Origin of the sequence: Xanthomonas arboricola pv. juglandis (genome assembly GCF_001013475.1) — a bacterium.
GTDB lineage: Bacteria > Pseudomonadota > Gammaproteobacteria > Xanthomonadales > Xanthomonadaceae > Xanthomonas > Xanthomonas arboricola.
Window position 1 is genome coordinate 445,290 of the sequence record NZ_JZEF01000003.1, and the last position, 20,683, is coordinate 465,972.

Here is a 20,683-nt window from a genome sequence, read left to right on the forward strand (position 1 = left end):
GGCTGTCCAACAGGAAACGCCCATGCCAGCAGCCGCTTCGGTCGTCTTCAATCGCCAGCGCAGCGTCGAGCGCGTCGTCGCCCATTTGCAGGCCAGCATCCGCGCCGGCGAACCACTGCCGGACCTGGCCGCATTGGCGGCAGTGGCGCAGCAGTCGCCGCATCATTTCCATCGGGTCTATCGCGCGTTGGCCGGCGAATCCCTGGGGCAGACCATCGCGCGGCTGCGTCTGAGTTATGCGCTGCATCTGCTGGGCGAGCCGGCGAGCACGGTGACCGAGGTGGCGCTGGCGGTGGGTTATCAGACCCCGCAGGCGCTGGCACGCGCGTTCCGCAGCCTGTTGCAGGCCAGCCCGAGCAGCTTGCGCAACGCGCCCGCGGTGCGCGCACAGAAACTGCAGCAGCTGGCCATGCCCTCGCTGCCGCCGCAGATGTCCGGCGCACCCTTGCAGGTGCTGGTGCAAATGCTCGATCCGCTGGAAGTGGTGGTGCTGCGCCAGCGCGGAGCCTTCGACGATCTGGACCGTGGCTTCGGCCGCATCGCGGCCTGGGCCGAGCGCGCCGGTGCGATCGAACAACTGCAGGCCTTGATCGGCCTGCCACTCAACGACCACCGCGATGTTCCGGCACATCGGCATCTGTTCGAATGCGGCATGGTCTTCGACGCCGCACTGTCGCCGCCGGCGCCGCTGCAACTGCGCCAGCTCGACAGCGGCGCGCACGCGGTGCTGCGCCATGTGGGCCCTTATGCAGGTATCGAAGACGCGCTCGACCGCGTGCTCGCGCAATGGCTACCCGACAGCGGCTACGTCCTGCGCGATGCGCCGCTGCATTACCTCAACCTGGACGACCCCGAAGCGGTGGCAGAGGCAGAGTTGCGTGCCGACATCCGGGTGCCGGTCCGGCCCGCGACGCACGCCGATGCCGCCGCCTGAGCTACCACCGGCAGGAACACCATCTGCGGCGGCGGATGCATCAGGAACTGCTGGTGCGAGATATTCCACGCATACGCGCCAGCCAGCGGGAAGGCCAGGCAGTCGCCTGGCGCCAGCGCTGCGATAGGTTGGTTACGCGCCAGCACGTCCTTGGGCGTGCACAGCTGCCCGACCAGGGTGACCGGGGTGTCGCGCAGCACCGGCGCATGCCTGCCACGCAATACGCGGAACGGGTGATCGTGGCCTTGCGCGGCCGGGGTGCGGAAGTGATGGGTGCCGCCGCGGGCGATCGCAAACCACGCGCCGTGGCTGCGCTTGAGGTCCAGCACGTCCATCAGATACCAGCCGCAGCTGGCGCTGACATAGCGCCCGGGTTCCAGCCGCAGGCGCAGTGCCTGGCCGTGTTCGCGTAGCAAGGCAGGCAAGCCGGCGCAGAAGCCGGCCCAGTCGAACGACGATTCCGGCGCCAGATAATCCACACCGAAGCCGCCGCCTGCATTCACCCGCAACGGGCCAAGCGCGTAGGTCTGCCGCCACTGCTGCACGGTGCGCAGGTAGGCGGCGATCAGATGCAGCTGCGCGCCGGCATCGCGCTGGTGCGACATCAGATGGAAATGGAAGCCTTCCAGCCGCAGCGAAGGGCTGGCCCGCAGCCGCTGGATCGCCGCGTCCAGATCGTCCGGGTCCATGCCGAACGGCGAGGGCTGCCCGCCCATCATCAGGCGCGTGCTCTGCGCGCCGGGCACGGCGATGTTCATGCGCAGGAACACCGGCACGCAGCGGCCGGCCTGCGCCGCGATCGCGGCCAGGCGTTCCAGTTCGCCCAGGCTTTCCACATGCACGGTGCAGTCGGGCAGCGCGGCGGCCTGGGCCAGTTCGCCATCGAGCTTGCCAGGGCCGCCGAACAACAACGCAGCCCGGGGTTGTTGCGTGTGCAGCCAGGCCAGTTCGCCGCCGGAGGCTGCCTCGAAGCCATCCACGTGCGGGGCGAGCGTGTGCAGGACCGGCGGCTCCGCATTGGCTTTTGCCGCGTAGAACAGCTCGCAGTCGGCCGGCAGTTGCGCGCGCATCCAGGCCGCATGCGCATCCAGTGCGGCCAGGTCGTAGACGTAGGCGCACAGCGGGCCATCGCTTTGGTCGCGGATGCCCGGCAATGCCTGCATCACTGCGTCCATATCGATGCGCAGGCTCATGCCGCCACCTGCCGTGCCGCTGCGATGCGTGGAATCGGATTGGGCAGCGCGGTGTAATCGGATTGGCGATCGGCGCGTTGCCACAGCCGCGTGCCCAGGTTGTTCTTGCCGGGCAGCGGCGCGCCGTCGAGCAGGCCCTGCAGCGCGGCTTGCGTGCCATGGCGCTGTTGCCAGCGTGCGGCGAGCTCGCCCACGCATTGCCACAGGCGCGCCTCCAGCACGGCATCGCCTTCGGTGAGATGGAAGATCGCCTCGGCCAGATTGTTGACCAGCGCGCAATACGCCACCCGATTCCAGCCCTGTTCCGGCGTGTAGTACAGCGATTGCCGCGCACGTTCGCCCACGCCCTGCAAGCGCGCGGCGGGCCAGTGATGTGCGAGCAGCTTGGTGCCTTCCAGGTCGCGGATCCATACCCGCGTCGGCCAGCCATCGGCAAAGCCGATCACGGTGTTCTGCAGGTGCGGTTCCAGCGCGATGCCGTGCTGGAACAGGGCACTCCACACCCCGTCCAGCAGCAAGCCGGCATAGGCGCGGAACCACAGCAGCGTGGCGGTGTGGCGATCCATCTGCGCGCCGCCCAGTGCCTGCAGCCTGGACGCACACACGCTGTTGCCCTGCGCATCGCAGGTGAACAACGCGGCGGCCACCTGCGGCTGCCAGCGCGCGCGTTGCGCGGCGGGCAGGGTCTGCCGGTACAGGATGCCGAAGCTCTCCGACAGGCCACGCGCCGCCAGCGGGTCGGCATCGTGCAAGGCGGGATCGACCTGGGCGACCTCCAGCGAGGTTGCCGCAGGCTCCAGCATCACATCAAAGCCCGGCACCTGCACGGCCAGCGCACGCCAGCTCGGTGCCAGCAGCTCGGTAAGCGCGACCGCACTTTCCAGCTCGTACCAGGCGTTCTTGCGCACGCAGTTGGTCAACCGCACATGCACCGAGCACTTGAGGAAATAGTCCAGGTCCGGGTGATACAGCGTGCGCACCGACGAGGTGGGCCGCAGTGCCTCGCCCAGCATGCCGACAGGCTCGATCAGCCCGCGCGCCTGCAGGGTGCGCAGCAGCGGGTCGTCGAGCAGGCGCTGCGCTTCCCACGGATGACAGGGATACAGCGCGTCGCTGCCGGACAGCTGCCGCAGGCTTGCACGCACATCGCGGCCCTGCATGCGCAGCAGCCGCGGGTCGATGCGGAACCAGAACAGCTGGAACGCGGCGCGTGCTTCCGGCGCGCAGGCCAGCACCTGCGCCAGATCGACACCTTCGCGGCTCTTGGGCGTGGGATGCAAGGCATGCCCCCACAGCATCGATTGTTCGGCGTCGATCATCGCCTCGCCGGTCGCGGCGGTGCGCTGTGCCTGGCGCAGCAGTGCGGCAGTGATCGCCACGCTGTTGGCGCTTTGCGCGAGCAGTTCCGGGTTGACCGCCTGCGTGCTGCCCAGCGCCTGCAGCAGGCAACGCGCCAAGGCATGCGCGTCCAGGCTCTGCCACGGTTGGCCGGCGCTCTTGAGAAACGGCGTGGAGGCAAAGCGGCAGCGGCCCAGGCGATCGGCATAGGCAATGCGCACGCACAGCGCGCCGGTGTCGCCCAGCGCGATCCGCAGCCAGCGCTGCTCGGCCACGCGCGGGCCGGGGCGATCCAGCCCGCGGTAATCGAAGTCCACTGCGCGCTGCGGAATCGCGAACTCGCGCAGGTAGCAGTTCAACCAGCAACTGCAGGCCTGCGCGTCGGCCATGCTGTCGTACCAGGGGTCATGCATCGTGTGCGGCGACATCGGCGGATCTCCTCGAAGGGAAGCGCACCAGAACGGTGAGCGCAGCGGCCGCCGCAGCCAGCGCGGCAGCCAGGAAGGGGGTGGCAGGGCCGGCCGCCTGGGCCAGCGCGCCGGCAACGGCACCGGCGAACACGCCGGCCCATTTGCCGCAGGCATCGAAGCGGCCGAACAAACGCCCGGCGCCATGCCCGCTGGCGACCAGCGCCAGGCTGCGGTTGAGCCCACGCAGGCCGAACAACATGCCGAACCCGAACAGCAGGCGTGCCGCTGCCAATGCGATGGCGTCGTGCAGCAGCGCCTGCCACAGGCAGGCCAGCGCGAACAGCGCCAGGCCGGGCACCAGCCAGGCCTCGCCATCGCCGCGCCGCCACCACGGCAGCACCACCAGATAGACCAGGTGCGGCAGGCTGTAGAGCAGGCCGGCCAGCGCGTCGTGGCCGGCGCCGCGCGCCAGCGCATACGGGATGAAGTAGGGGAAGGTCACCACCATCGCGAAGCAGAACAGGAACTGCGCGATCAGCAACGCAGGCCACAGTGCGCTGGCCGGTGCTGACGCCGATGGCGCCGACGCAGCCGCATGCCTGGAGGGCGCCGACTGCGCAGTGGACGCGGTCGGCCGCGACGCAGGCCGGTCGGCCGGCAGACGCCAGGTCAGCGCGAACGCCAGCAGCGGCAGCAGCGCAAGCGCGCGATACAGCGACTGCGCCGGGCCAAGCGCCACGGCCAGACCCAGCAACGCAGGCGCGCTGACCATCGCCAGGCGCGCCGAGTACTGCGTCCAGTCGAGCGCGCGCGCCAGCGGGCCGGCCTGCGGCTGGCTGGCCAGGTACGCATTGGCCGCCGCCAGCGAGCCGCCGCAGGTGCCTTGCACGATCAGGCCGATCACCAGCCAGCTCAGCGACGGCGCAAAGCCGGCGATCGCAAAGCCCAGCGCCAGCCCCAGCTGCGCGCGCAGCAGCGAGCGCTTGCGTCCATAGCGGTCGGCCAGGCGCCCCCAGGTGCCGGCCGTCAACGCGGTGCACAGCGTCGGCAACACGTACAGCACGCCGCTCCAGCCAACCGCCGCCGAGGGCGCCAGCTCGGCCAGCACCTGCGGCAGAAACAACGGCATGCCCAGTGCGGTGAAGGCGGCCAGGTAATGCGCGGCCAGCACCGGGCCCAGGATGCGCTTCATCGCTGGGCACCCGCCTGCCGACGCGGCCTCTGCTGCGCGCCAGCGAAGGCGTCGCCGAAGGGATTGGGCGCGCTATCGCCGTAGAACTTGTTGATGTCGCTCGCGCCAGTGAGTTGCTTGCTGAGCAGGCTGCCGGCGCTGAGCAGGTACTTCACCGGCAGCCGCGGTGCGGCCAGCAGGCGCCGCGCGGGAGCGGTATCGATGCCATCGACATCCAGCTGCGCCAGCGTCAAGGCGAACTGCGTCTGCAACTGCGTGTACAGCGGCGCGCGCAGCGCCGGCTGCCATTCGGCCAGGCCTTCCAGCACCGCCTGCAGATCCAGCTGCAGCACGATGGTGCAGAACATCTGCGCCAGGGCTTGCGGCTGGTCCACCGCGATGCGCGCATCGTGCAGCGGGCCCAACGCGTCCAGATCCGGCAGCTGCGCGCGCAACTGCGGCATCGCGATGCGCGCGGCGTCGTTGTCCTTCATCAGCAGCCGCGTCGCCTGGCCATCGGCGTAGACCAGCACGCTGTTCTGCTGATTGGCTTCCAGCGCGATGCCGTAGCGCAGCCAAAGACGCAGATGCACCGCCAGCATCAGCTCGGTGTACTCGCGCCACCAGCCGAGCACATCGCCCTGCGCAAAGCGCTCGGCCAGATGGATCGCCATCGGCCGGCCATCGGGCAACCGCGCGCACAGCGCGGCCACCGGCACCAGCGTGGTGGCGTCCAGCGGTGGATAACGCCGCAGCAGATAGGCCAGATGACGGGTCTGTCCCACATGCCCGCCATGCGATTCGTCCACGAACACGCAGCGGCCGCGCAGGGCCGGATCCAGCGCATCGATGCGCCGCAGTGCGCGCTCCAGCCAATGGCCGTCGTACAGCGTGGAGGGTTTGATCAGGCGCAGATTGAGCGCGCCCAGCGTGCGCATCGGAATCGGCAGCTTGAGATGCAGCTGCGGATGCTGCAGCGGCACCAGCGTGCGGACCGACAGGGTGGGGCGCACCTCCAGCCAGGCCTGCGGCGCCCGCAGTGTGCCTGGCGGCAGTGCAAACCCGTCCTGCTCCAGCCGCGCCCACGCCAGCGGATGCACCGGCCAGGCGATATGCGTGTCGGCCAGCGCAGGCGGCAGGCCCAGCGTGGCGAAGTCCGGCCACAACTCGGCCGGCGTGGCGGTGGTGCAGCTGACCTGCGCACGCGGAACCGCCAGCCAGCGCAGCACGAAGGTGGGGGCGAATTCCGGTGCGTAATCGCGCAGTTCCGAGGCATCCAGCCCGGCCTTGGCGCGCGCGGTGGGATAGAACGGATGATCGCGATAGCTGGCCAGTTGATCGCAGCGATACGCCCGCTCGGCCGCATCTGGGTGCTGCAAGGCATTGAGCAGCGCAGGCGCCTGCGCGTCGTAGGCCTGGCGCGCCAGGCCCAGGTGGGCGGCAGCGCACTCGGCTTCTTCGGCGTAGGCGCGATGCAGCTGTTGCGTCTCGCTGTCCAGCTGCGCGCTCATGCGTTGCAGCCAGGCCTGCGCACCGCGTTCGACATGCGCGCCGTCGGCGCCCTGCACGATCCAGCTGTCGCCGCAGGCGCTGATGTCCTGCAGATAGCCCTGCCGATGGATCGGCAACCACAGCGTGCCGTCGGGCAGATGCGCGATGCGCCACCAGCCCTCCACCGGGCTGGGGTCGGTCCATGCCGCCAGCACGCCTGCCTCGGGCACTGCGGCGCTGCCGCGGGTGGCGATGCCGCGCAGATCCTCGCGCAGGCAAGCATCGATGATGCGGGTGGCGATATAGCGTTGGTCGGCGGCACTGCTCATGCGCGCAGCTCCGCGCCATCGATCCGCCACTGCAGCCCCGCTTCGGCATGCACCACCGCCTGTTGCAGCGCCTGTGCATCGCTGGCCACCGCGCTCAGCACACCCAGGTAATCCTTGTTGGAATGGCTCAGGCGGATGCGCTCGCCGGGCGCGCGCATGCGCCGGTAGTGCACGTCGCTGTGCGCATCGTGGTGGCGGCGATCTTCGCTGGCGGTCACCAGCTCGCCGTCCTGCTCGGCGACGTAGTAACGCAGCAAGGCATGGGCGCGACCGCAGCGCAGTTGCGGCAGCGGCAGGCCCAGATGCGGCGCCAGCGCGGCGGCGAACCACTGCCTGCCGAACATGTCGTCGAGCAGGAACTCGCGGCGGTCGCCGATGCTGCGGTAGTTGATCTCCACCAGCACCGGGCCGTCGCTGGTGAGGATGAATTCGCTATGGCACAGCCCGAAGCCGACCCCGAAGCTGCGCAGCTGTTGCAGCGCCTGCGCAATCACCGGCGTGTCCACGCGGGCATCCCACTGCGCCTCGCATTCCACGAAGTGCGGCGGTGGCGACAGGCGCACCTTGAAGCCGCCCAGCGCCTGCAACGTATGGCCGTCGCCCAGCGTTTCCAGCGTGAACAGCGCCCCTTCCAGCATGCCTTCCAGCAGCACGGTGCGCTGCGGATGGCGCTGCCACACATCGTCCAGATAGGCCTGCAACTGCGCGGCATCTGCACAATGGCGAACGTCCAGACTGGCCACGCCCTCGCGCGGTTTGGCCACCACCGGCCACGGAATGTCGGCCGGCAATGCGGCGCCCGGCGCCAGCGTGCAGAACCACGGCGATGGCAGCCCACGCGCACGCAGGCGCTGACGCATCGCCGCCTTGTTCTTGGCCGCGTAGCAGACCTGCCAGTCCTTGCCGGGCAGGCCGAGACCCGCCGCGACCAGCGCGGTGCTGGTCTGCAGATGATCGCTGTTGCTGAACACCGCGCGCGGCGATACATCGGCGTCGTGCAGCACATCCAGCACGCCGAGCGGATTGAACACATCGCATTCGATCACCCGTTGCGGTGCATGCGCCGGATGCTCGCGGAAATGGCTGAGGTGATCGAGTCGGTGGTCGGTCAGCAGCCACACGGGCAGGCCGAGCGCATGCGCGGCCGGAAGAAACCCTTCGGTGATGGCCGGATGGCAGACATGGGTGAGGATCACCAACGGTGCAGCGGATGTCGCAGTCATGGCAGCTCTCGTTCAACAGGACGGTGGAAAAACCGGTACTGAAACGGGCTGCCTGGCGCCGCAGGGGCGTTGGGTGGCCTGCGATACGGTGATCGCATGCCGCATGCTGCGGCAGGGAGACGTGCGTCATGCACGCCGTGTTGTCTGCGGCGCCCGCCAGCGCGAGCGCCGTTGCCGTCAGCCGACCGACGCCCCTGTACGTCGGTCGCTACGGCATGTGCCGGGTTGGAGGCCTAAAACGTGTACTCCAGCCCGGCGGTGACGGTGCGCGACGGCGCGGCCTGGCGGCCCCACGGGCTGGTATCCACGCCGCGGAACCAGTACTGCCGATCGAACAGGTTGTTGATCGCCAGCGACGCGCTGAATTTTTGTCCATCGCGTTCGAACAGCGTATGGCTCACCTGCGTGTTCCATACCCAGTACGACGGCAACTCGCCGACCGAGGCGATCGCGTTCTCCTGCACGGTGTTTGCCGCATCGCTGTAGGCCTTGCTGAAGTAGTAGCTCGACAGTGCGACAGTGGTGTGACCGAGCGTGTAGTTGCCGCCCAGGGTGATCTGGTTGCGCGAGGTGTAGGGCACGCGCAGCCCGCGGAATGCGCCCGATTCCTGGCTGGCATCCAGATACGCATAACCGGCGTTGAGGGTGAGCGCGCGCAGGTTTTCCGGGCTCCATTGCAGTTCCAGCTCGCCGCCTTGATGGCGGGTCTTGCCGAGGTTGCGGAACACGCGCGTGGTGTTGTCCAGCTGGATCTGCTGATCGAAATCGATCAGGTACGCACCGAGCTGGATGCGGGTGCGGTCGTTGGGCTGGTAGCGCGTGCCGGCTTCGTAATTCCATGCAAGTTCGGCATCCAGGTTGTTGCCGAAGATGATCTGGGTGACCTGCGGCGCACGCAGCGAGCGCTGCCCGTCCGCGTAGAAGAACCATTGTGCGTTGGCCTGGAAACCCACCGTCAACCCCGGCAATACATCGCGTGTCTGGTTGCGCGTACGCAAGCCGGTGGCGCGATTGAAATAGCGCGAATCCAGCCGCTCGTAGCGCAGGCCCGGGGTGATGGTCAGGCGTTCGTCGGGCAGGGTGATGGCATTGCTGACGTAGGCGGCCAGGGCGCGGTCTTCGAACTGCCAGTCACGCACGCTGGTGAACAGGCCGTCGCGCAGGCGCAGATTGCCGACCAAAAAATCGATGTCCTCGTGCACCGCGCGCATGCCGGCGGTCCACTGCTGACGCACGCCACCGGCATCGCCCATGCTCCAGCTCAGCCGCGGCTCGCTGCCGACCACGCGGAAGTCGCGCGGTGCGGTCTGGCGCAGTTGCGGCGGCAGGTCCGAACGCCAGGTTTCGGTGGCGGCCTGGCGCATGCCGACGATGAAGTTGCGGCTGCTGCGCGCGCTGAAGTTGGTCCAGGACAACCGAACATCTTTCAACGGACCCCAGTCTCCGAACAATTGCTCGTAGCTCAACGATGCGCGCGTGGTACGCCCATTGAAGCTGTCCAGCGGGCGGGTGGACTGGCGCGGGTCGCGCCGGTAATCGTCCGGGCTGAGCGCGCCGGCCAGATCCATGTCGACCAGATAGCGTTGCACGCTGGCCTTGAGCAACTTGGTGTCGTCCAGCCACCACTCCGCACGCACGCGCAGATTGCTGATGTCGGTATCGCTGTGCGCGCGCCAGTACTCGCCGTAAGTGCGATTGGCATCGACCTGCAGGCCGAGGTTGTCGGTGAGGTAGCCGCCGCTGCTCAGCGCGCTGTCCTGCAGGAACTGGCCCTGGCCGCCGGCGGTGACCTTGTGCGCCAGCGTGGTACTCCACTCGCTGGGGATCTCCTTGCTGACCAGATTGATCACCCCGCCGACGTTGTTCGGCCCGTACTGCACGGCCGCGCCACCGCGCACGATATCGATGCGGTCGATCTGGTTCAGCCCCACCGGAAACAACGACAGGCTGGTCTGCCCGTACGGCGCCAGTGCCAGCGGAATGCCGTCTTCCAGCACCTGCACGCGGCCGCTGCGGCTTTCGTACAGGCCGCGCAGCATCAGCTGCGGCAACGCCCCGGTGCCGGTCTCGTCGAAGATCTTGATGCCCGGCACGCGCTGCAAGGCGTCGTCCAGCGAGCGGTTGCCGCCATTGCGCAGTTGCTCGCGGTCGATCACCTGGCGGCTGCCGGCATAGCGCTGCACGTCGTCGGGCCTGGAACGCCCGAGCAGGCTGCCTTGCACCTGGATCGTGTCCAGCGCACGGATCGGCGTCTGCGCATCGGTGGCCGCCGCATCCGGCGACTCGGTGGCGAGCGCCAACGGCGGCAGGGTCCAGGTGGCCGCAGCGATGGCGATGGTCAGGGCGTGGAAACGGAACGTCGACATCTACGGCGTGCTCCTGCAGGCGGGTGGTGGAGTGGGTGCGGCGAAGCTGGCCAGGTGGCCGCGCAGTGCGCGTTGAATCAGCGCGCGGTCTTCGCCGGCCAGCAGCCAGCGCAAGTCGGGCTGTTGCAGCCAGTGCGCGCGTTGCGCGTCGGTGCGCGGATTGGGGCAGAACGGCACCTCGGCCGCAACGCAGTGCGCATGCAGTTGCAGCAGCAGCTCCCACACCTGTGGATGGGTCGGTTGCGGGCCCAGGCCCAGATCCAGCGCAAGATCCAGCGCGCCTTCCATCACCAGCGCCACGCCGGGCAGCGCCAGCAGCTCGGGCACTGCCGCAATGCCGGCCGCACTTTCGATCATCGGCACGATGCGGATATCGCGATTGGCCTGCGCGATGTAGGTGGGCAGGTCGACATTGCCGAAGCCGGTGACGCGCCCGCCGGTGATGCCGCGCCGCCCCAGTGGCGGGAACCGTGCCGCGGCGATGGCATCGGCCAGTTGCGCGGCCGATTCGGCGCGTGGAATGACGATCCCGCGCGCGCCGGCATCCAGCACGCGGCCGATCAGTTTTTCGTCCACCTCCGGCACGCGCACCCAGGCCTCGCAGCCGGACAGCTCGCAGGCGCGGATGGCGTGTTCCAGTTCGTCCGGCGCGCGCAGCACATGTTCCAGATCGAGCACCACAAAGCCGTAGCCGATGCGGCCCAGCAGCTCGCACAGCTGCACGCTTGGCAACGCATTGAGAACGCCAACCGCAAATGCCATGGAAGAGGCCGCCAATGAAACGGGCGCTCATCCTGCTCTTGATGGGAATGATTATCAAGTGTGTTGGGTGGTTACTTTTTGTGACTAGGACACTTGCGTCCCGTTGCCAGTGTCCCTGGCCCCAAGGATGCGGTAAGGCTGAAGACCAGCGCTTCTGGTGCGGTTGCCCCCAAACAGATCCGCTTGATCCGCTGGATAGTCCTGCATCGCCAACCACGAGCGGCAGCATTATTCAAGTGTGGCAAGTGATTTGCGTGTTGCGAGCTCTAAGCCTATCGCCATGGTTGGCGTTTCCCAGCCATACCTCTCACGTGGATGAATGCATTCCAGGTGCTGGAGATATAACTTAAAAGTAATTGATGCTGAAAAGACTTCAGGGAAAGACGTAATAGTTAGTGAATCTTGCATGCCCCATGGAACCGGCGTAGGCTCTTGCTAAAGGATGCTGATTGGCGAAAAACATGTGTCGCAACTACGCCTTGCTGCTTTGCGTATCCCTCGCCACGACATTGGGCGCTTGCGGTTCAAAGGAGACGAACATGCAGTCACAAGATAAGCAGGTGAGTGACGCTGACGGCGATCCTGTTTACCGGAAGAATCCGCATCCCAAGCAGGCTTATCGCATTACGATGACCATCGAAGATGCGCCGGGCTCGTTTGGTTTCGTGGATGGTGCAGCTTTTTATCAAATGTCTAATCATCAGCAATGCACCCCGATCGAGCCGGTTGCTGGGGTTTGGCCCAAGCAGAAGGAAGACAGTGTTCCCGCAGTTTTCAAAAAAGTCGACGCGACGACCTACGTCGCGATCATCTTTGCAGATGGCATGATTGACGCGGATTATTATGGAAAGGGCGTGTGCCACTGGGAGTTGACAGGGGTTGGCATGTCGCTAAAAGCGAGTGGAAAATATGAGGAGACTGACTTCGCGCCTAGTTTGGAGAAAGAGCAGATCTTGCAGTCGGCCTCAAAGAAAACTTACTTTTGGAAAGGTGGTTATCCAAAAAGTGGCGTCGATGATTTCCCGGATACAGGGAAGCCATCAGCCGAGAATTACGCCGAGCCAAACCGAACAAATCTGTTTGTTGTGACTCTCAAGGCAGAGAAGGTTGCCCCATGAGCTTGACCAGTCAGGAATACGCTGCGCTTGCGTATGATGCATACCAAAAGCCAGATAGGGTGGGGCCGACAAGCCCTATCGTAGATATCGGTGGTATTCCTTGCAGGCGCCTGGACTACGTGGACAAGCCGTCAGGCTACCAGGGCGTGATCTACGAAAGGGCCGATACTGGTGAAATGGTAGTCGTCCATCGAGGAAGCGAATTCGATCGCCAGCCCATCCTGGACGGCGCACTGGCCGACGGTGGAATGGTCGCGACTCGCCACAATGCGCAGGTAGCGGATGCCATCGAATATACGCAGCGCGCATTGAACTATGCAAAAGAGAAGCATCTCAGTACCGGCCAAGCAACGCCCGATGTAACGGTTGCAGGCCACTCGCTCGGCGGCAATTTGGCGCAGGTGACTGCGCATCACTTCAATCTCAAGGGCCAGACCTTCGACGCCTACGGTGCGGTCGGTCTGGATCGGCGAATCCCGGAAGGCGGCGGCGATGTAGTCAATCACGTCATGGCCGGCGATGCAGTCAGTGCTGCCAGCCGGCATTACGGGCGGGTCGAGATCTATGCCACGCCGAATGAAATCGTCACGCTGAAAAGGTCCGATTACGCCAACGACAATCGTGTGCTGGACGGGCGCGATCCTTTGTCTGCTGCAGTCAGGTTGGGCGAGTCGCATCGCATGCATAACTTCCTGCCAGTCGATGGGACCGGCAAACGGGATACCTCCGTTTTGGAAGACCCCTCAACGCAGCAGCTCGCTCGGCAGTATGCGCCTATGATCGAGAAGTATCGCGGCGACGTCGAAGCGCTACGGTCAGGCCTGACGTTGTATTCGCGCGGCATCCCTGGGCTGGCCCGCGATGGTGTCGATCACCTGCGCGGTTCGTTGGAGCCGGGGGCTGGGAGTCGGGAAATGGATGCGCCGAGCTGGCAGCAGCAGATGCAGCAATTCCAGCATGATCGCAATCGCAGCCATGCACCGCAGGCATGGCAGGTCCCGCTGAGGCAACATGCACAGGTTGATCGAACGGTAGCACCGCAGGGTGGCGATTCTCCATCTGTGCGGGAAGATCCGGGCGCATTCCTGGACCGCATGTTGGCCGCTGTGCAAAGCGGTGACCGCAACCAGTTCCGGCAGATTACCCAGGTATTGGCGAATGAGCCGCCCGGCCGTGCGCTACGCGCCGAAGCCGTCGAGACGGTGAACCAGCAGGAACAGCAGGTAGCGCAGCAGGCGATGCAGGCGCAGCGGCAGCAAGCAGAGACACAACAGCAGGAAACTATGCGCGTCGGCGCGCGCAGCCTGTAGTCGTCATCAAGAGGCAGGACGCACGATGAACGTACAAGATCCGTTGGCGTTGGTCAGCAAGGCAGCCTCGCTCATGGAGCAGTTCGAGCGCCGATGCATCGAACTGGAACAGCAGCAACACCGCCTTGCGCAACAGCTGGAGCAAGTTGCGCAGTCGCTGCCTGGCGTGATGTCCCGGTCGGCGGAACAGACGTTGCAGCGTGTGCCCGATGCATTGATTCGGAGCATGCAGCAAGGAATGGAGCAACCTGTCGCCGGTTTCGAGAAGCGGCTGCAGCAGGCTGGTAGCTTGATCGGCGAAGGCGCGCACTCCTTGTCCGATCAGCTCAGGCGCATCGAACGCGGGCAGCGCCTGTTGTTGTGGAAGGGTGCGGCTGTGGTTATCGGGAGTCTGCTGCTATTACTTGCTGGTGGCGGTTGGTTGCTGACACAGTATCGCGATGAGATTCGTAACAATCAGTTGCGTGCCGAGTTACTACGTGCCTACAACAGCGCCGACGTCACCCTATGCGACGGCAGGCTCTGTGCCAATGTCGAGGCAAAGGGCGCAACCTATGGCGACCGACGACAATATCGGCCGGTGAGGCCGCGCTGATATCCTGCGGCACTCATCACCGCTTCACCCGCCACACCGCTCGTCCTGCAACTGCGGCGGACGCAGCAAGCGGCAGCCTGTCATACATCCACTCCTTGCAGTGGGCTGGCGCAGCGGCTGGAGTTGTGGCCGGGGCAAGGACCGCCGGCATCTAGCGCAACGTTCAAGACTGCTGAGTTAACTGGAGCCCATCGCACCTGTGCATTGCTTTGCGATCTCTACGTTTGCCTGGCGGCTATAGCAGTGTCGTCGGCTTTGCCGTCAGGCGGCACTCACGACGCCGGCACGCGCAACGCCCGATACGGCGGGGTGGACATCACCATCTCGGCCAGCGAATAGGCCAGCTCGCGTTCGGCCAGCACCGCACCGTCGGCGCCGTGTTCGAGCAGGTGCTTGACCTCGGTGTCGCTGTGCGCGCGCGCCAGCAGCGTCAGCGAGGGGTTGATCGCGCGCAGCTTGGCCAGCGCCTCGCCGGCTTCCAGCGGCTGCGGGATCGCCAGGATCGCGATCTTGGCGTGCTCCGGGCGGGCTTCGGCCAGCACGCGGTCGGCCGCCGCACTGCCGCGGATGCCGGGGATGCCGGCCGCATGCGCCTTGGCCACGTGATCGCCGTTGTCGTCGATCACCAGCACCGGCACGCCGCGGCTACGCAGCAACTGCGCCAGCGCGCTGCCGACGCGGCCATAGCCGATCACGATGGCATGGCCGTCCAGCGGCAGCGGCGGGCCGGGCGGCAGTTCCGGCTCCACCGCGGCCGGGGCGTCCTGCGCCTGCCTGGCCTGCCAGCGGTCCAGCCACGAGAACAGGAACGGGTTGGCGATGATCGACAGCAGCGCGCCGGCCAGGATCAGGTCGCGCCCGGTTTCCGGCAGGATCGCCAGCTGCACGCCCAGCCCGGCCAGGATGAAGGAGAACTCGCCGATCTGCGCCAGGCTGGTGGAAATGGTCAGCGCGGTGCCGGTGGGGTGGCCGAATGCACGCACGATCACGAATGCGGCCAGCGACTTGCCCAGGGTCACGGTCAGGAACGTGGCCAGCACCTGCCACGGATGCTCGACCAGGATCATCGGGTCGAACAGCATGCCCACCGAGACGAAGAACAGCACCGCGAACGCATCGCGCAACGGCAGCGAATCGCTGGCGGCCTTGTGGCTGAGCTCGGATTCCTTCAGCAACATGCCGGCGAAGAACGCGCCCAGCGCGAACGACACCCCGAACAGCGTGGCCGACAGGAACGCCACGCCCAGCGCGATGCCGAGCACGGCCAGGGTGAACAGCTCGCGCGAGCCGGTGGCGGCGACCTTTTCCAGCGACCACGGAATCACCCGCCGCCCGACCACCAGCATCACCGCCACGAACGCCACCATCTTGAACAGCGTCAGGCCCAGCGCGGCCAGCAGCGAGGTGGATTCACCGGCATGCGCCGCGGCCGGCGCGGCGGTGCCCAGCACCTCGGCCAGCGCCGGCAACATCACCAGCGCGATCACCATCACCAGGTCTTCGACGATCAGCCAGCCCACCGCGATGCGGCCGCGCTGGGTTTCCAGCAGGCGGCGTTCTTCCAGTGCGCGCAGCAGCACCACGGTACTGGCCACCGACAGCGCCAGACCGAACACCAGCCCATGCATCAACGGCCAGCCCATGCTCCAGGCCAGCGCCCAGCCGAGCAGCGTGGCGACCACGATCTGCGCCAATGCGCCCGGAATGGCGATCCATTTCACTTCCATCAGATCGTCGAGCGAGAAGTGCAGGCCCACGCCGAACATCAGCAGCATCACGCCCAGCTCGGACAGCTGGTTGGCCATGGTCTGGTCGGCCACGAAGCCGGGCGTGAACGGCCCGACGCAGACGCCGGCCAGCAGATAGCCGACCAGCGGCGAGAGTTTCACTTTCTGTGCGAGCGTGCCCAGCACGAAAGCGACCGCGAGGCCGACGGCGATGATGTCGATGAGGCTGGTGTCGTGATGCATTCCAATCCGTTGTGAGAGTGTCCGAGAGAGCGTCGCGGGCGCGACCAGCCAACGGCACTGCGCCGGGCGTCGCCTGCGGGCATTGCGTGGTCATGGCTGGAGTCCGGCGCGGGGGAACCGGGACCGCGTTGCTGGTCCGGTTGGCCGGACGCCCATAGTACACAGCGCTTGATTAACGCGATGCGACACGCCGCGCATGCACGCAGGCCTATCCATGCGCCGGACACCGCGGGTAAACCGCTGTGGCCCGCACGTGCGCGTACGAGTTGCGACGCAGGGCGCAAGTCCGGCACGCCGATTCAACATTGACGACACCGCTTCGCCCCTGCGCAAGGTCGCAGCGAGGCGCCGGCCGACAATCCGGGCTCCCAGTGGAGCGCCTGCGTCCTTCGGCAGGCCCACGCACGCATCGCCCCTGTTGCGGGTGACGCCACACGAGCCAGGCCATGCATCTCAGCGATTTGGCAACACCTCAGTTTCGGCACGATCCCTATCCGACCTACGCGCGCCTGCGCGCCGAAGGCGCGTTGGTGCAGGTGGCAGACGGGCGGCTGATGTCCGGCCGTTACGCCGTGGTCGATCGCCTGCTCAGCGACCGCCGGGTCGGCCGCGACTATCTGCAAAGCATTCGTCTGCGTTACGGCGAGGCGGCGGTGCACCTGCCGCTGTTTCAGGGCATGAGCCGCATGTTCCTACTGCTCAACCCGCCGCTGCACACCCAGTTGCGCGGACTGATGACACAGGCCTTCGGTGCGCGGCAGATGGAATCCATGCGTGAAGTGGCCAGCGATACCGCCGCCGGGTTGATCGATACCTTTCAAGCAAACGGCCACTGCGATCTGCTGACCGAGTTCGCGTTCCCGCTGCCGATCGCCATCATCTGCCGGATGCTGGATATCGATGCGGCCGATGTCACCGCGTTGAGTCACGCGACCAGCGCACTGGCAAAAGTCTTCGATCCGATGATGACGGCGGAAGAACTGCAGACCACCAGCGTTGCGTACGACCAGCTGGCAACATATTTCCACGGCGTGATCGCGCAACGTCGCAGCGCTGGCGGCGATGATCTGATCGCGCGTTTCATCCAGGCCGAGGACAACGGCCGCCGCATGAGCGACGAGGAGATCGTCTCCAACGTGGTCCTGCTGTTCTTTGCCGGCCACGAAACCACCTCCAACATGATCTGCAATGCGCTGGTCGCGCTGCATCGGCATCCGCAGCAATTGCGCCTGCTGCAGGAAACCCCGGGCCTGCTGCCCAATGCAGTGCTCGAATGCATGCGCTACGACAGCTCGGTGCAGATCGCCACGCGCACGGCCTTGCAGGATGTCGAGATCGAGGGCGTGGCGGTCCCCCAGGGCGTCATGCTGTATCTGATGCTGGGCGCGGCCAATCACGACACGCTGCAGTTCACCGACCCGCAGCTGCTGGATATCCGCCGCCAGCAGGGCCGTGCGCTGTCCTTCGGTGGCGGCATTCACCACTGCCTGGGCAACCGGCTGGCGCTGATCGAAATGGAGGCCGCGCTGGCCTGCCTGCTGGCGCGTCTGCCGGCGCTTCGGCTGGAGCAGCTGGACACGCTGAGCTGGAACGATCGCGCCAACCTGCGTGGTGTGGACGCGCTGCTCGCCTCCTGGTGAGCTGCGGCCAGGCGGCGCAGCGCCTGGTCGGCACGCAGTGTTGCGGCAGTCATAGCGCTGGCAATCACTGCGGAAGATGACGCACGGCCGCTGCTGGCGAATCGAGATGCCCACAACGACAAACACCGCCGATCACTCGGCGGTGTTTGTCGTTGACGCAGGCGCGGATCGGCAGGTCCGCTCGAACCCGCCGGTCAGAACCGGTAGGTGACCCGCCCGTACCAGTAGCGGCCGTTGAAGCCGAACGGCGACAGCGACGAATACTGCAGGCCGCCGGCGCGGTCGTCGTAGGCGGTGGTCAGCTGCGCCTTGGTCGGATACTGATTGGTGAGGTTGTCCGCGCCCACGGTGAAGGTGAACGCGTTCCAGGTCTGGCTGGCGGCCAGGTTCAACAACCAGCGCGCGTCATAGGTCTGGTCCTGGCTGCCATCGGCCGGGTCGCTGATGCGCTTGATCGATCCGTAGCGGGTGGCGTTGAAGTTCAGCGCAAAGCCGCCCAGCGTCCAGTCCGCCGCCGCCATGTACTTGGTGCGCGGGGTGGCGTCGGTGAGCAGGCCCTGGCTGGCGCGCCCGAAGTTGGGGTTGGACAGTTCCAGGATCGTGGTCTTGTTGTAGTTGGCGCTGGCACTGAGATTGAGCTTGCCGTAGCTGCCCAGGTCGGCGAGATAGCTGTTGATCCAGTCCACGCCACGGGTGCGGCTGGTGGCGCCGTTGACGAAGAACTGCACCGCGGCCACCTGGCCGATCGGCTGCGCCAGCTGCAGCTGGTCCGAATACAGGATCTGGTCCCAGATGCGGATCTGGTAGACGTCCAGGCTGGAAGTGAAGTTGGCGGTCGGCTGCCACACAGCGCCCAGGCCGTAGTTGGTGGATTTCTCCGGGCTCAGCGGGCCGGCGCCCAGCGCCACGGCAACCGGATCGGAGGTGCGGTAAGTGCCCACCTGCACCAGCTCGCCGTCCTGGATCAGCGTCACCACCGAGGCGTAGTTCTGCTGGGCCAGCGACGGTGCGCGGAAGCCGTTGGAGATGGTGCCGCGCAGCGAGAAGGTGTCGCTGAAGGCGTAGCGTGCCGACAGCTTGCCCGAGCGCGTGGAGCCGGCATCGCTGTAGTTTTCATAACGCCCGGCGATGCCGCCGGACAGCTTGTCGGTGATGTCCGCTTCCAGGTTGGCGTAGACCGCATTGCTGTGGCGTCCGAACTTGCCGGCCACCGTCGGCTCCAGGCCGGAGAACACCTGCGCGCCGCCCGGATACGGCGCGCCGTCGTCGGGATTGATGGTATTGGGGTCGAAGAAGTACGACTCCGGCGAACCGGCGGTGATCTGGTAGCGGTCCTGGCGATGCTCGGCACCGAAGGCCACATTGACCGGATACGCCAGGCCCCAGTCGAAGGACTTGTTGACGTCCAGGTTGATCGTGCCCTGTTCGGTTTCGAAGCCACCGGAATTGAAATTAGTCGGCGAGCTGCCGGTGGTGTAGTACAGGTTGGTGTTGATGCTGTTGAGGATGTTGAAGGTCATGTCGTTCTTGCCATAGGTGGCCGACACGTCCCAATTCCATTCGCTCTCGGTGCTGCCCTTCAAACCCAGCACCGCCGAGCGGTCGTTGGTGGGGTTGTAGATCTGCGGCAGGAAGCCGTTCGGGTAGATCGCCTGCACATTGCGCGCGGTGTTGTCGGCAGCGCGGTAATAGCCGTTGGAGGTGACCTCGCGACGGCTCATGCTGAGGTGGCCGTACAGCTCCAGGTTGGGCGAGAACGCGTAGCCGAATGCGGCCAGCCCCTGATAGAACGTGGAGGCCGGGTCGCCGTGGCGCTGGTAGGGCACACCGCCCGGATTGGGCGTGCCCGGGACGGTGGTGGCGCGGTTGGTGTTCTCGCCGCGGTTGGTGCTCATGGTGTTCTGGTAGTTCCAGGACAGCCGCACCCAGCCCGGCGCGGTGTCGCCGCCGCTGCCGCCGAACGGCAGGCCGACCGAGCCGTCGATGCCGTTCTGCTCGCCATCGCCCTTGTCCATGATGCCGCCATTGACCGACACGCTGTTGCTGCCGGCATCGGCGCCATGCTTGAGCACGATATTGACCACGCCGGCGATCGCATCGGAGCCGTACTGGGCCGAGGCGCCGTCACGCAGCACTTCGATGCGCGCGATGGCCGACATCGGCAGCGAGTTCAGGTCGGCCGGCGCCGAGCCGCGGCCGACGTACGGGTTGTAGTTGATCAGCGAGGAGGTGTGATAGCGCTTGCCGTCCACCAGCACCAGCACTGCATCCGGCGACAGGCCGCGCAGCGTGGCCGGGCGCGCGGCATCGTTGCCGTCGGAGATCGCCGGGCGCGGGAAATTCAGCGACGGCAGCAGCTTGCCCAGCGCGGTGGCGATGTCGGTCGCGCCGGTGGCCTGCAGCGACTGCTCGGTGATGATGTCGATCGGCGATTCGGATTCGGCCACCGTGCGGTCGCTGACGCGGGTACCGGTGACGATCAGGGTGTCCAGGGTTTTCTGCGGCTGGGTCGATTGCGACTGCGCACTGGCAGCGAAGGAACAGACGGTGAGTGCGACCGAGATCGCCAGCGAGAGTGCGTTGGAGGTGTGCATGGGAATGAAGGCTCAAAGGGGATGATGGACGCAGCGATGCGCTGCGTGCATTGCCGGGGGAAGACGACGGCGGACTGCGTGATCCGTGTTGCCTGCGCGCAGCGCGTGTGCGCTGGCAAGGCGACGTGCACAGCAAGACAGCAGACTGCGACGCAGCGTCTGCTGCGTGGCGCATCCTTGCGAAAGAAGGGGGGAACTCGCCCTTTCGCGACAATCGGAAAGGGCGAGCAATGCTGCGG

14 protein-coding genes are annotated in these 20,683 nt (G+C 66.4%); 5 read left to right on the top strand and 9 right to left on the bottom strand.

What is annotated here, in order from left to right:
* Positions 1 to 22 precede the first annotated feature (22 nt).
* A complete protein-coding gene (locus XARJCFBP2528_RS12725; RefSeq protein ID WP_232618357.1) occupies positions 23 to 934 on the top strand; it encodes an AraC family transcriptional regulator in 912 nt (303 codons plus the stop codon).
* On the opposite strand, the gene XARJCFBP2528_RS12730 is transcribed toward XARJCFBP2528_RS12725, so the two are convergent.
* The 7 genes from XARJCFBP2528_RS12730 to XARJCFBP2528_RS12760 all read right to left on the bottom strand — a co-directional run bounded on the left by XARJCFBP2528_RS12730 (position 832) and on the right by XARJCFBP2528_RS12760 (position 11,217).
* Positions 832 to 2,127, bottom strand: coding sequence for a type III PLP-dependent enzyme (locus XARJCFBP2528_RS12730; protein WP_016901319.1), 1,296 nt, complete (start codon positions 2,125 to 2,127; stop codon positions 832 to 834). The genes XARJCFBP2528_RS12725 and XARJCFBP2528_RS12730 overlap by 103 nt on opposite strands.
* Positions 2,124 to 3,893: an IucA/IucC family protein gene (locus XARJCFBP2528_RS12735; protein ID WP_047124767.1), complete on the bottom strand. Its 1,770-nt coding sequence runs from the start codon at positions 3,891 to 3,893 to the stop codon at positions 2,124 to 2,126. The genes XARJCFBP2528_RS12730 and XARJCFBP2528_RS12735 overlap by 4 nt, the downstream gene beginning before the upstream one ends.
* Positions 3,871 to 5,067, bottom strand: coding sequence for an MFS transporter (locus XARJCFBP2528_RS12740; protein WP_039512322.1), 1,197 nt, complete (start codon positions 5,065 to 5,067; stop codon positions 3,871 to 3,873). The genes XARJCFBP2528_RS12735 and XARJCFBP2528_RS12740 overlap by 23 nt, the downstream gene beginning before the upstream one ends.
* A complete protein-coding gene (locus tag XARJCFBP2528_RS12745) occupies positions 5,064 to 6,866 on the bottom strand; it encodes an IucA/IucC family siderophore biosynthesis protein (protein ID WP_016904633.1) in 1,803 nt (600 codons plus the stop codon). The genes XARJCFBP2528_RS12740 and XARJCFBP2528_RS12745 overlap by 4 nt, the downstream gene beginning before the upstream one ends.
* Positions 6,863 to 8,089 (bottom strand): ATP-grasp domain-containing protein, encoded by a 1,227-nt coding sequence (locus XARJCFBP2528_RS12750; RefSeq protein WP_026064844.1) that lies wholly within the window; start codon positions 8,087 to 8,089, stop codon positions 6,863 to 6,865. Before XARJCFBP2528_RS12750 ends, XARJCFBP2528_RS12745 begins: the two co-directional genes overlap by 4 nt.
* Positions 8,090 to 8,322: 233 nt before the next feature.
* Entirely contained in the window at positions 8,323 to 10,455 is a 2,133-nt protein-coding gene (locus XARJCFBP2528_RS12755) for a TonB-dependent receptor family protein (protein ID WP_016904631.1), read from the bottom strand.
* Positions 10,456 to 11,217 (bottom strand): HpcH/HpaI aldolase family protein, encoded by a 762-nt coding sequence (locus XARJCFBP2528_RS12760; protein ID WP_016904630.1) that lies wholly within the window; start codon positions 11,215 to 11,217, stop codon positions 10,456 to 10,458.
* A gap of 539 nt (positions 11,218 to 11,756) precedes the next feature.
* Here XARJCFBP2528_RS12760 and XARJCFBP2528_RS12765 point away from each other — a divergent pair.
* From XARJCFBP2528_RS12765 to XARJCFBP2528_RS12775, 3 genes are read left to right on the top strand one after another with little or no spacing between them, the layout of a single operon-like run.
* Positions 11,757 to 12,335, top strand: coding sequence for a hypothetical protein (locus tag XARJCFBP2528_RS12765; protein ID WP_039812391.1), 579 nt, complete (start codon positions 11,757 to 11,759; stop codon positions 12,333 to 12,335).
* On the top strand, positions 12,332 to 13,645 hold the full coding sequence (locus XARJCFBP2528_RS12770; protein WP_026064632.1) for a Tle-like phospholipase domain-containing protein: 1,314 nt from the start codon (positions 12,332 to 12,334) through the stop codon (positions 13,643 to 13,645). The genes XARJCFBP2528_RS12765 and XARJCFBP2528_RS12770 overlap by 4 nt, the downstream gene beginning before the upstream one ends.
* 25 nt (positions 13,646 to 13,670) lie before the next feature.
* On the top strand, positions 13,671 to 14,240 hold the full coding sequence (locus XARJCFBP2528_RS12775) for a hypothetical protein (RefSeq protein ID WP_016903741.1): 570 nt from the start codon (positions 13,671 to 13,673) through the stop codon (positions 14,238 to 14,240).
* Positions 14,241 to 14,512: 272 nt separating this feature from the next.
* Here the strand turns inward: XARJCFBP2528_RS12775 and ybaL are convergent, their stop codons facing one another.
* Positions 14,513 to 16,210: a YbaL family putative K(+) efflux transporter gene (ybaL, locus tag XARJCFBP2528_RS12780; protein WP_016903742.1), complete on the bottom strand. Its 1,698-nt coding sequence runs from the start codon at positions 16,208 to 16,210 to the stop codon at positions 14,513 to 14,515.
* 446 nt (positions 16,211 to 16,656) lie between these two features.
* On the opposite strand from ybaL, the gene XARJCFBP2528_RS12785 reads away from it, so the two are divergent.
* Positions 16,657 to 17,850 carry a cytochrome P450 gene (locus XARJCFBP2528_RS12785; protein WP_047124768.1) on the top strand — a complete coding sequence of 398 codons (1,194 nt, stop codon included), beginning with the start codon at positions 16,657 to 16,659 and terminating at the stop codon, positions 17,848 to 17,850.
* A 194-nt stretch (positions 17,851 to 18,044) separates the two neighbouring features.
* Here the strand turns inward: XARJCFBP2528_RS12785 and XARJCFBP2528_RS12790 are convergent, their stop codons facing one another.
* Entirely contained in the window at positions 18,045 to 20,444 is a 2,400-nt protein-coding gene (locus XARJCFBP2528_RS12790) for a TonB-dependent receptor plug domain-containing protein (protein ID WP_047124769.1), read from the bottom strand.
* Between the last annotated feature and the right edge of the window lie 239 nt (positions 20,445 to 20,683).

Excerpts from the sequence above, each read along its gene's own strand:
- XARJCFBP2528_RS12725 (WP_232618357.1), top strand. The coding sequence starts at position 23 with ATGCCAGCAGCCGCTTCGGTCGTCTTCAATCGCCAGCGCAGCGTCGAG.
- XARJCFBP2528_RS12730 (WP_016901319.1), bottom strand. The coding sequence starts at position 2,127 with ATGAGCCTGCGCATCGATATGGACGCAGTGATGCAGGCATTGCCGGGC.
- XARJCFBP2528_RS12735 (WP_047124767.1), bottom strand. The coding sequence starts at position 3,893 with ATGTCGCCGCACACGATGCATGACCCCTGGTACGACAGCATGGCCGAC.
- XARJCFBP2528_RS12740 (WP_039512322.1), bottom strand. The coding sequence starts at position 5,067 with ATGAAGCGCATCCTGGGCCCGGTGCTGGCCGCGCATTACCTGGCCGCC.
- XARJCFBP2528_RS12745 (WP_016904633.1), bottom strand. The coding sequence starts at position 6,866 with ATGAGCAGTGCCGCCGACCAACGCTATATCGCCACCCGCATCATCGAT.
- XARJCFBP2528_RS12750 (WP_026064844.1), bottom strand. The coding sequence starts at position 8,089 with ATGACTGCGACATCCGCTGCACCGTTGGTGATCCTCACCCATGTCTGC.
- XARJCFBP2528_RS12755 (WP_016904631.1), bottom strand. The coding sequence starts at position 10,455 with ATGTCGACGTTCCGTTTCCACGCCCTGACCATCGCCATCGCTGCGGCC.
- XARJCFBP2528_RS12760 (WP_016904630.1), bottom strand. The coding sequence starts at position 11,217 with ATGGCATTTGCGGTTGGCGTTCTCAATGCGTTGCCAAGCGTGCAGCTG.
- XARJCFBP2528_RS12765 (WP_039812391.1), top strand. The coding sequence starts at position 11,757 with ATGCAGTCACAAGATAAGCAGGTGAGTGACGCTGACGGCGATCCTGTT.
- XARJCFBP2528_RS12770 (WP_026064632.1), top strand. The coding sequence starts at position 12,332 with ATGAGCTTGACCAGTCAGGAATACGCTGCGCTTGCGTATGATGCATAC.
- XARJCFBP2528_RS12775 (WP_016903741.1), top strand. The coding sequence starts at position 13,671 with ATGAACGTACAAGATCCGTTGGCGTTGGTCAGCAAGGCAGCCTCGCTC.
- ybaL (WP_016903742.1), bottom strand. The coding sequence starts at position 16,210 with ATGCATCACGACACCAGCCTCATCGACATCATCGCCGTCGGCCTCGCG.
- XARJCFBP2528_RS12785 (WP_047124768.1), top strand. The coding sequence starts at position 16,657 with ATGCATCTCAGCGATTTGGCAACACCTCAGTTTCGGCACGATCCCTAT.
- XARJCFBP2528_RS12790 (WP_047124769.1), bottom strand. The coding sequence starts at position 20,444 with ATGCACACCTCCAACGCACTCTCGCTGGCGATCTCGGTCGCACTCACC.